The sequence below is a fragment of the uncultured Dysosmobacter sp. genome, assembly GCF_947631165.1.
In the GTDB taxonomy this organism is placed as follows: Bacteria; Bacillota; Clostridia; order Oscillospirales; family Oscillospiraceae; genus Oscillibacter.
The window spans coordinates 1-10,115 of the sequence record NZ_CANRKH010000067.1 but is presented as its reverse complement, the minus strand read 5'-3'; the positions used below and the strand labels follow the sequence as shown (position 1 = coordinate 10,115).

13 protein-coding genes and 1 pseudogene are annotated in these 10,115 nt (G+C 53.7%); all 14 read left to right on the top strand.

Translation table 11 applies throughout. From position 1 onward, the window contains the following. Window positions 1-189 precede the first annotated feature (189 nt). Window positions 190-825 carry a DUF1905 domain-containing protein gene (locus Q0Z69_RS15910; RefSeq protein WP_298035386.1) on the top strand — a complete coding sequence of 212 codons (636 nt, stop codon included), beginning with the start codon at window positions 190-192 and terminating at the stop codon, window positions 823-825. Window positions 826-840: 15 nt separating this feature from the next. Then, entirely contained in the window at window positions 841-999 is a 159-nt protein-coding gene (locus Q0Z69_RS15905) for a hypothetical protein (RefSeq protein WP_298035385.1), read from the top strand. A gap of 288 nt (window positions 1,000-1,287) precedes the next feature. Continuing rightward, the gene (locus Q0Z69_RS15900) at window positions 1,288-2,049 is read left to right on the top strand and encodes a nitroreductase family protein (RefSeq protein WP_298035384.1); all 762 of its coding nucleotides are present in this window, start codon (window positions 1,288-1,290) and stop codon (window positions 2,047-2,049) included. A gap of 137 nt (window positions 2,050-2,186) precedes the next feature. Then, window positions 2,187-3,455, top strand: coding sequence for an MFS transporter (locus Q0Z69_RS15895; protein ID WP_298035383.1), 1,269 nt, complete (start codon window positions 2,187-2,189; stop codon window positions 3,453-3,455). A 230-nt stretch (window positions 3,456-3,685) separates the two neighbouring features. After that, window positions 3,686-3,886, top strand: coding sequence for a hypothetical protein (locus Q0Z69_RS15890; protein WP_298035382.1), 201 nt, complete (start codon window positions 3,686-3,688; stop codon window positions 3,884-3,886). Window positions 3,887-3,900: 14 nt separating this feature from the next. Next, window positions 3,901-4,212: a carboxymuconolactone decarboxylase family protein gene (locus Q0Z69_RS15885; protein ID WP_298035381.1), complete on the top strand. Its 312-nt coding sequence runs from the start codon at window positions 3,901-3,903 to the stop codon at window positions 4,210-4,212. Between the two features lie 384 nt (window positions 4,213-4,596). Further along, on the top strand, window positions 4,597-5,391 hold the full coding sequence (locus Q0Z69_RS15880) for an MBL fold metallo-hydrolase (protein WP_298035380.1): 795 nt from the start codon (window positions 4,597-4,599) through the stop codon (window positions 5,389-5,391). A gap of 216 nt (window positions 5,392-5,607) precedes the next feature. Further along, the gene (locus tag Q0Z69_RS15875) at window positions 5,608-5,871 is read left to right on the top strand and encodes a hypothetical protein (protein ID WP_298035379.1); all 264 of its coding nucleotides are present in this window, start codon (window positions 5,608-5,610) and stop codon (window positions 5,869-5,871) included. Beyond that, window positions 5,872-6,948 carry an acyltransferase gene (locus Q0Z69_RS15870; RefSeq protein ID WP_298035378.1) on the top strand — a complete coding sequence of 359 codons (1,077 nt, stop codon included), beginning with the start codon at window positions 5,872-5,874 and terminating at the stop codon, window positions 6,946-6,948. 145 nt (window positions 6,949-7,093) lie between these two features. Then, window positions 7,094-7,777: a flavodoxin family protein gene (locus Q0Z69_RS15865; protein WP_298035387.1), complete on the top strand. Its 684-nt coding sequence runs from the start codon at window positions 7,094-7,096 to the stop codon at window positions 7,775-7,777. Between the two features lie 49 nt (window positions 7,778-7,826). Beyond that, window positions 7,827-8,165, top strand: a complete 339-nt coding sequence (locus Q0Z69_RS15860; RefSeq protein WP_298035377.1) for a DUF3795 domain-containing protein — start codon at window positions 7,827-7,829, stop codon at window positions 8,163-8,165. A gap of 65 nt (window positions 8,166-8,230) precedes the next feature. Beyond that, window positions 8,231-8,950, top strand: a complete 720-nt coding sequence (locus Q0Z69_RS15855; RefSeq protein WP_298035376.1) for a CPBP family intramembrane glutamic endopeptidase — start codon at window positions 8,231-8,233, stop codon at window positions 8,948-8,950. Between the two features lie 55 nt (window positions 8,951-9,005). Further along, entirely contained in the window at window positions 9,006-9,911 is a 906-nt protein-coding gene (locus tag Q0Z69_RS15850; RefSeq protein WP_298035375.1) for an alpha/beta fold hydrolase, read from the top strand. Window positions 9,912-9,933: 22 nt separating this feature from the next. Then, window positions 9,934-10,115, top strand: a pseudogene (locus tag Q0Z69_RS15845) (hypothetical protein); the annotation flags it as partial.

Genomic DNA, 10,115 nt, shown 5'->3' with positions numbered 1-10,115 from the left:
GTTTATCACAACAAGAATATTAGAGCCAGACGCTAAGACGCAGAGCCGATGATCCCCGAAGGGGATATGGCTCTGCGTCTTGTTTTTACATAAATACTGCACAATGGCATGATTGTTTTCAAAACGGTAACGCCTACAGAGAGAAACCTATACCAGAACATAATTTTTAACAGAACGGGAGAACACACCATGTTACTTGAGTTTGAAAGCTGTATCCGGCAAGAGGGCAATCGCTGCTTTGCGCCGATCCCCTTTAACGTGTGGGAGAAGGTAGGGCAGAAGGGAAATATCCCCTGCCGTGTGACGATAGGAGATACCACTTTTGAATGTAAGCTGCTACCCAAGGGGAAGGGCCTCTACTGGGTGCCGGTCCCGAAATCCATTGCAGGCTCTTTTCCGCCGGAAGCGGTCGTCTCCGTTGCCGTAGAGCCGATTCCCACGCTTTCCAGAATCAACCGCGACAGTCCGTATTCGCGGGAAAACCCCATTCGTAAAATCGACAGCATTACCTCCATACCCATTCGCCGCGGCTGCTGCGGTCATAGTTGCGTGGCTATGCTGGCCGGAGTGCCGCTGGACGATGTGATCGCCCTGATGGGCAAAGCCGAAGCATCCTGGTCGAAGATCACGGAGGCCCTTGACTACTATGGGATCGCCTATGCGGACAGACCTGTTTATCCCAGAGGAAAGCCCTGCATCCTGCCCCGGTGCGCCATTGTCAACAACGACAACACCTTTTTGCTGTGGTATCGAGGGGCCTATTACGGGATGGATGCGACAGACGAAAGGAAAACAGTGAGCTATCTTGAAATACTGACTGCATGAGGAAAGATGATTGAAATGAAAAAGCACAGAGGACTGAAAAGCGCGCTGATTGCCGTGGCCGTGGTGCTGGCGGCGGCGCTGATTGGCGGCTGGGCCATGTTCGGCACCCAGCTCACAGCGGCGAACACCATTCAAAAGCTGGATCTTCCATCAGCTTGCCTCAGCCATTTTTGAATCTGAGCAGGGCAGAGAAAGGAAAAAATAAATGCGCCGACACGGTTTGGACAATATCCGTTGGGCCACCGTTTTGCTTGTGGCGGTTTACCATGATCCCCGAAGGGGTTGTGGCTCTGCGTTTTTTGAGTTTGAAAAAGGAGGGCCATATGCCAAACCCTGTGAGCAATTCCAAAGAGGAAGGAAAACGGATGGAGCCAACGGTTGGAAAATCTGCCAGTAATGAAAAGACGATCATATAGCGATTTTTAGTGATAAATTAGCATTTGTGAGGGCGAGGCTATGAATATGAACCAAGAATTATACAATATGATTTTCAAAAGAAGATCCTTTCATTTGTTTAGAAATATTGGGAACAACAGCATATCTTCAAACGATATTGAAAGCATCATAGCAGCATATGAAACTTTCATTCCACTATGCCCTGATATAAAAACAGCAATTCGGATCGTTCCTGCGAGTGAAACCACCTGCAAACGGGGACAGCAGTTCTGCATATTACTATATAGCGAGAAGAAAGATCATTATTTACAGAACATCGGATATTTAGGTGAGCAGTTAGAATTGTATCTCGTTTCGCAAAATATCGGGACGCTTTGGTTCGGTATTGGAAAAACAGAGGAACCGTCATTCAGAGGACTCGATTTTGTAATTATGATTGCAATGTCAAAAATAGATGATGAGAAAAAATTTCGCAAAGATATGTTTAAGAGCAAACGAAAGCTGACGAGTGAAATTTGGTATGGAGAACCTATTATGGGAATCACTGATATTGTCAAATATGCTCCCAGTGCTTGCAATACACAGCCTTGGATCGTGGAACACACTGATTGCATTTTAAAGGTTTACAGATATAAAAAACAAGGTAAAAGAGGTATCATGCCTGTTGATAAAGTGTCTTTCTATAACCAAATTGACATTGGGATATTTTTATGCTTCCTTGACCTATGTTTACAGCATAAAGCGATTCCATATGAAGTGGAATTAAACACAGATAATGGCTTAGATGAAGAAAAAACATTAAATGCGATTTATAAAATATTATCATAAATTCCTGTTTGCCGGGAAGAACAGCATATCATAAAAGCCAGACGCTTAGACGCAGAGCTGATGATCCCCAAGGGGGATGGAGGGCTCTGCGTTTGCTTTTGGCCGTCAAGCGATATGGATTGGAAATGAGGGCAATTATGAAACCGAAAAGCCAAACGGCACCGTCCCAGTTTAACAAATTCCTCTTGCTCTGGACGGGGCAGCTGATCTCGGCCATCGGCGGGGGACTGACCAGCTTCGGCCTGGGCGTTTATGTGTTCAACCAGACCGGGAGCGCCGCCGGCATGGCGCTGGTGACCCTGCTGGCCTTTCTGCCCACACTGGTGCTGAGCGTCCCGGCGGGGGTGCTGGCGGACCGTTACGATAGGCGGCTTTTGATGATGCTGGGCGACGGCCTTTCCGCCATCGGCATTGGGTACATCCTGATCTGTATGCTCCGGGACGGGGCGGCCCTCTGGCAGATCTGCGTGGGGGTCTTCATCAGTTCCGTCTTTTCCTCCCTCCTGGAGCCGGCGTACCGGGCCACGGTGACCGACCTTCTGACCCAGGAGGAATACTCCAAGGCCGGCGGCATGGTCAGCCTGGCCGGGAGCGCCCGGTACCTGATCTCGCCCCTGCTGGCGGGGCTTCTGCTGGCGGTCAGCGACATCAAGCTACTGCTCGTCCTGGATATCTGCACCTTCTTTTTCACCGTCCTCACCACGGCGCTGGTCAGGCGGGGCCTGGCCGCGAAGGCGGCGCAGACCGGGGAGGGCTTTCTGGAGAGCCTGCGGGGAGGATGGCGGGCCGTGACCCGGAAACGGGGCGTGATCATCCTGATCCTGGTCTCCTCCGTCCTGACCTGCTTTATGGGGGCGTTTCAAATTTTGGCGGAGCCGTTGCTTCTGGACTTCACCAGCAGCACGGTGCTGGGAGTCGTGGAGACAGTCTGTGCCTGCGGGATGCTGGCCTCCAGTCTACTGCTGGGGGTCCGGGGGATCAAAAAGGGCTATGTGAAGACCCTGTGCCTGTCCCTTTTCCTGGCGGGTATCACAATGGCGGTGTTTGGCCTGAAGGAGAATATTTACCTGATCGCGGCGGCCGGATTTTGCTTTTTTGCCACCCTGCCCTTCGCCAACAACTGCCTGGACTACCTGGTGCGCACCAATATCCCGGGGGAGGCCCAGGGCAGGGCCTGGGGGCTGATCGGCTTCCTGTCCCAGATCGGGTATGTGGTGGCCTATGGCGCGGCGGGCCTTCTGGCGGACGGGATCGCGGCAGGGCTGCAGCTCGGCGTGGGCCGCGGAGCCGCGGCGGTCATTATCGGTTCGGGCGTCCTGCTGGCGGCAGTGGCGGCGATTTTGTACCGGGTCAGGACGGTGAGGGAGCTGGAGCGCGATGATGCCTATCTCCATCAGAAAACTTGAGCAAGGGGAGATCGAAAACGCCTTGCGCTTGGCCCGGTGCGTATTTCAGTCGCATAAGCCCCCAATTTCACAAAAGAAAGCGTAGCGGAAATCGACAACGTAACCGTAGATTGATAGACTTTAAAGCTTTAGGAAGGGGAATTGTAATGTTATTAACAATAATTAGAAAGAATCTAACGAGAAATAAAACAATTAATATTTCACTATCTTAATCTATGAGGAGGTGAATTATGCGCAGTTATGAATTAACTGGGAAGAAGTGCTATGACCATTTAGGCGGTAAATTGGGTGCGGCTCTATTTGATTTTCTGATTTTGCAGAAATGGATTGAGCTAAAAGACGGAACTACAGCAACGTATGTAGTTACAGAAGCAGGTTATGAAAATTTTGCAGAAATGGGATTGGCACTACCAAAAACAATAACCAAGTAAGGAGAAAAGGCAGTATGAAAAATGTCACAAACAGTTTTAGCTTATTTATGACTGAAACCCCGGAAACAGGAAAAGCATACATGGATATGGTTATGAAGCAATCAAAAGCGAGTGCATTAGACAGAAAGACACATGAACTGGCTTATATTTCCGTGCTTGCTGCGGTCAGAATGATTAGTGGTTTAGATTTTCATGTGAAATCAGCAAAAGAGTTAGGAGCTTCAAGAAATGAAGTGAAAAGTGCCGTATTAGTTGGTTTACCAGTTGCTGGAGTAACCTTAGTGGACGCTTTGGAAGCTGCATTAAATGCGTATGATGAAAATTAGAAAGAAAATGCAACCATAAACCATGCACTCCCCTATGTGGAAGAAAGGGGGAATTTCCCTATGGAGCATTGCATTGTTTAGTCTGTTGTTTATCATTTGACGACAGGAGACGTCCGCTTGTTTATTCATAGAGATACAAACAATATCACGGAAACAAAACTGGAAATGAATCATTATCTGTAATAAACTGCGTTATCACAATCGCGCTCATGATGTTTTTGTTACCCGCTGGTATTATGGACGGAATACTTGCTGGTAGTGCTTTGATTTTGATGTTGATGCAGTATTTTGGTGATAAGAAAATAATTGAATAGTCCATGAAAATTCAACTTGAGCGGATAGGGCAAAACCAACGTTCTTGTTTGAAAGGAGGCCAAGACCGCGATGAAGATCACCGCGCTGGTGGAAAATGAGAGCCGATGCGCGCTCAAGGCAAGGCACGGGCTGTCGCTCTACATAGAGACCCAAAGGCACAAGCTCCTGTTCGACGTGGGGCCGGACGGCACCCTCTTTCACAACGCCGGGAAGCTGGGGATCGACCTTTCGGAGATCGATACCGTCATCCTCTCCCATGGGCACATGGACCACGGCGGCGCGCTGGGGAGGTTTTTGAAGCTCAATGCCAAGGCGAAGGTATATGTCCAGCGAAACGCCTTTGAGCCCCATTCCTACAAGGCGCTTTTCCTGAAGCTCCCCGTTGGCCTGGACAGGGCGCTGGCGTCCCACCCCCAGGTCACACTGCTGGACGGCGACTGCGAAATCGACGAGGAGCTGTCCCTGTTCACAGTGACCGGCCCCGGCAAATGCCGCTCCCCGATCAACGACGTGTTGTACGGCCCGAGGGGGAGGGACGACTTCTCCCACGAGCAAAATCTGCTCATCACGCAGGACCGTTCCGCCCTTATCATGGGGTGCGGACACACAGGCGTGGTCAACATCATGGACCGGGTGAAAAGCCGTCCACCGACGGTATGCGTAGGCGGGTTCCATCTCTATGACCCCGCCACCAAGAAAGCCGCCCCGGCGGCCCTGCTGGATGAAATGGCGCACGCGCTGAAAGAGTATGGGAACACGCGGTTTTACACCTGCCACTGCACCGGCCAAAAGGCGTTTCAATACCTGGCGCGGCAAATGCCGAACCTGTCTTATCTCTCCTGCGGAGAGACCCTGGAGATCTGACGCTTGGCCGCGTTCGGGCCATTTCATTTGGACGAGACAAATGTGAGAGGGCAGATACAATGCCTTATAAGCAAACCAGACTACATTAACAACAAGGTGCTGGATTTTTTAACAACGTAGCAAAGGCACGATGTGGCCCCAAATTTGGAGGAAGAGGAACAACATGAAAAAGGAGCGTGTGGTCTGACCCTTTTACATGCGGTGGAGGTGGTCACGATGGCCCAAAGCGGAACGCTGACCCCACTGGCGGCGCTGGACTGCTACTCGGGCAGCCTCTTTGACCTGTTTTTCTGCGCGGGGCTGATCTGGGGTCTGGCTCTGATGGGCCGGCGGGTCCGCAAGGGGATCTGCGGTGTGAACCGCTATACACGGGTGCTGATGCCGTCCTTCCTCTTCCTGATCGGCGCCGACATCTTTATGCTCCTCTCCGCACTGTTTCGCGGCGCCCTGCCCCACAAACTATTTCGGAAGGATGAATAAATGAGAAAGCATTATCTTGACAACATCCGGTGGGCGACGGTCCTTTTGGTCCTGGCCTATCATGTATGTTATCTGTTCAACGGCGTAGGCGTCTTTGGCGCTGTTCCAGGCGCGAAAAACATTCCCCTATTTGATTACTTCGCCTGTGCTGTCTATCCTTGGTTCATGGTGCTGCTGTTCGTCATCGCAGGAATCAGCGCAAGGTACGCCCTGCGGGGACAGACGGGGAAAACGTTTTTGAAAAAACGGGCGGTCAAGCTGCTTGTCCCCTCAACGCTTGGCCCGTTTGTGTTTCACTGGGTCACCGGGTATTTGAATATCAAAATGGGCGGCGGGTTGGATGCCATCCCGGCGGCTCTGCTCTATCCTATCTCCGTTGTCAGCGGGTTCGGTCCGCTGTGGTTTATTCAAATGCTGTTCCTCTTTTCCTGCCTTCTTGTTTTGCTGCGGAAAATAGATAAGGCAGATCGGATATGGACCCTGTGTGGGAAGGTAAATCTGCCGGTCATTTTGCTGCTTTTCGTGCCGATTTTCGCCGGGGCGCAGGTCTTGAATATGCCCGTTTTGACTACATACCGCTTTGGGATCTATTTTGTCTCGTTCCTGATTGGTTACTACATTTTTTCCCACGACGAGGCGCAGGAGATCACAGGGAGGATCCACCTCCCGATGTTGTTCCTTGCCGCGCTTGGAGCGGTCGTCTACATGGCAATCTACGGCGGAACAGACTTTACCTCTCCCGTCTGCCTGCAAAGCCTCATGACGAATCTGTACCTCTGGATCGTCGTATTGGCGATCCTCGGCTGCGGAAAGAGATATTTCGATTGGGAGACGGCGTTTACCCGGTATATGACAAAGTCAAGTTTCGGGATCTATATTTTGCATTATCCCATCTTAACGGTCGTTTGCTACAGTCTCTCCGCTTTTTTCGACCTTCCGGCCATATGGAATTATGTAACCGCGCTTGTCCTTGTGCTCGTTCTGACTTTTACAGCATTTGAGATCCTAAAACGGATCCCTGTTGTACGGTTTCTTGTTCTTGGAATAAACCCGGAAAAATCGCCTGACAGGTCGTAAATCTCCCCAACGGCAAGTGAACACAAAAGTCAACCGCTGAGAGGACTGGGAAAAGCCCTATTCTCTGAAATTGAACGAAAGTCAGTGGCGTTGAAGAACTATCCTCGCCAGGACATTCCAAGGAGGAAAACAAAACGTGAAGATTATGGTTTTGAACGGCTCCCCCAAGGGGGACAGGAGCGACTGCATGCACATGACCCGGGCGTTTCTGGCGGGCATGGACAGCGTAGCGGGGCAGGAGGTACATACGCTCCATGTCATCGACCGGCACATTGAATACTGCAAAGGGTGCCTGAGCTGTATGCGTAACGGCGGGAACTGTGTGATCGAGGACGATATGAAGGACATTTTGGAGGAAATTCTGGGCTCCGATCTGCTGGTGTTCAGCTTCCCGCTATACGGCTTCGCCATGCCCGCGCCGCTGAAGGCCCTGCTGGACCGCACGCTGCCCCTGGGGAAGATGGATATGCGGAAGGTGGGGGAGCGCTATGAGCATGTGGAGCAGGCGGATTTCTCTCATTTGCGCTATGTGATGATCTGCGGCTGCGGCTTCCCCAACGCCAAGGGCAACTTTGAGGGAGTGCTCCAGCAGTGGCGGCTCATGTTTGGCCCGGACGCCCTTGCCATCACCGTGCCCGAGGCCCCCATGTTTAACGCCCCGGAGGCCGCCGGCGTGACCGGGCCCTTCCTGGAGCTGGTCACGCAGGCCGGGCGGGAGTATGCCCAAAGCGGTGCCGTCACGCCGGAGACCATGGAGAAGCTGTCCGTCCCCATGATCCCCGACGAGACGTACGCCGCCATTGTCAATGGCGGCGCGTCAGGCGCCTGAATTGGGCAAAAAACGCAAACATTTGAAACAGAAAAAGGAGGAACCTTTCATGAAAGACCTGATCGCCATCTGCGGCTTGGACTGCGAGACCTGCGACGCCCGGATCGCCACCCTGACGGACGACGACGCCCTGCGGGAAAAGACCGCAAAGGCGTGGAGCGAGATGAACCACGCGCCCATCACCCCGGAGATGATCAACTGCGAGGGCTGCCGGGTGGACGGGGTCAAGACCCCCTTCTGCGAAGCCATGTGCCCCATCCGCCAATGTGCGCTGAAGCGGGGCTTCGCCACCTGCGGCGACTGTCCGGACATGGAAACCTGCAAGACTGTGGGGATGCTCCACAGCAGCGACCCCGAGGCCAGGAAACGGCTGACCGGGCGGGAGTGAACGCTGTCCTGCGTAGGGGCCGGGGCGCTGTCGGTTGGAGAAGCATTGTGGGAGGAGACAAACAAATGAAAATAACAAAATTATTGGCCGTGACCCTTCTGCCCAGCGCGCTGGCCACCGCGCTCTACGCGGCGGTGGGCTGTCTTTGGCAGGGGCTGCCCTCCATTACCCTGTTCTTTCTCGTTATGACGCTCACCCTGTTTCCCTTTGAGGTGGGGGTCATACTCCGGGCAAACAAGTGGGAGCGGGGAAACTACGGCCTTCAGATCGCCTTTGCGGAGCAGGAAAAGCTGGCGTGGTGGAAGGTCCTCCTTTACGCCCTGGGGCTGTTTCTTCTGACGGGGCTCTTGTCCGCTGTCCTGACGCCGCTGGAAAGCGCGCTGACGGCAGGCCCGGCGGGATGGCTACGGAGCCTCATCCCGGCGTACTTTGACTGGACCGACTACGCCCTTGTGCGGCAGTACCCCAAGGGCGTCGTAGTGTTCACCTGCGTGTTTTACCTGGTCATGGACGCCTTCGTATGTCCCGCCATCGAGGAACTGTACTTCCGCGGATACTTGACCGCCCGGATGGAGCGGCTGGGCGTGGGCGCGACCATTCTGGTCACCGTGGTATTCTCCCTCTACCACTGGTGGTTGCCGTTCAATAATCTCTTCCGTACCTGCGCCTTCGGCGCGGCGGCGGCCGTGGCCTGGAGAAAGAAAAACATCTATATCTCCATGGCCTTCCACACCCTTTGCAACCTGCTCACCACCGTCAGCTTCATGGCGGCGGTGCTGAAATAGGCTGCCTTGTTCAGCGATAGCGAAAGGGACTGTCGGCAACCAAGGAGGCATGACAATGGAGATCAAAAAGGCATCTGTCGGGCCGGGGGAGCTGGCCTATTGCGTCTTCGGGACCGGGAAGGTCGACCTGGTGATCGAGATGGGCCTGGGGGCCGTGATGGGAGAGTGGTGGCAGTTGGCCCAGCGGCTGAGCGAGAAGCATACTGTCCTCCTGTATGAGCGCGCCGGCTATGGCTCCAGCGAGCCATCTCCGGCGGAGCGCATACCGAAAAACATCGCCCGGGAGTTGCACGAATTGTTGGAAGCCTTGGGCCATGAGAGCAAAGTTACCCTCCTGGCCCACTCCCAGGGTGGGCTGTACGCTCAGCAGTTTGCCCGCTCCTATCCCGAGCTGGTGGAGCGGCTTGTTTTGCTGGACCCGCTGTCTCCCAGGGACAACGAGTTCCGCGTCAGATTAACAAGGTCGGAGTTCCAAAAGAGCGGCGTGGACAAGACCGGCGGCCTTCGGCTTAACCTGCTCCTGGCCCGGCTCCATCTGGGATGGCTGCTCCGCAGGATCATGCGTACCGCCCCACCCTTTTACTACTACGACGGCTTCTCGGAGGAAGAAACGAAGTACATCCTGGCCGCCATCAGCAGGCCGCAGACCTATGAGACCGCCCTGCGAGAATATGCGGCGGCCCACGATGAGCGGCTTCTTGGCGAGCTGGCGTCGTCGGAGGGCTTCCCGCCCATCCCGGTCGTTCTCATCACCCATGATTCGGAAATCGAAAAGCAGGAGATTTGCCGGTTCGGCGGCGCTTCGGAGGAAGAGACGCAGAAGATCGAAAACGTCTGGCAGGAGCTGATGGGTGAGTATCTGTCCTATTCGCCGGACAGCACACACCTCCGGGCGGAGCACAGCAGCCACTACATCCACCTGACAGACCCGGAGCTGATCTGCGAAGTCCTTGCCGAGTGACAGAAAAAAAGGAGACGAAACGATGAACTGGACGGTTTATGGAATGGAGTGTGTTGGGACGCTGATCCTGTTTACCTGCCTCATTATGATCCCACTGTGCCGAAACCCGGTCTGGTGGATCCACGACTACCCCAAGGACATTCAGGAGAAATACTTTGAGACCCATGAGCGGATCCCTACCCAAGTGCTCAGCGCCCCGGTGTT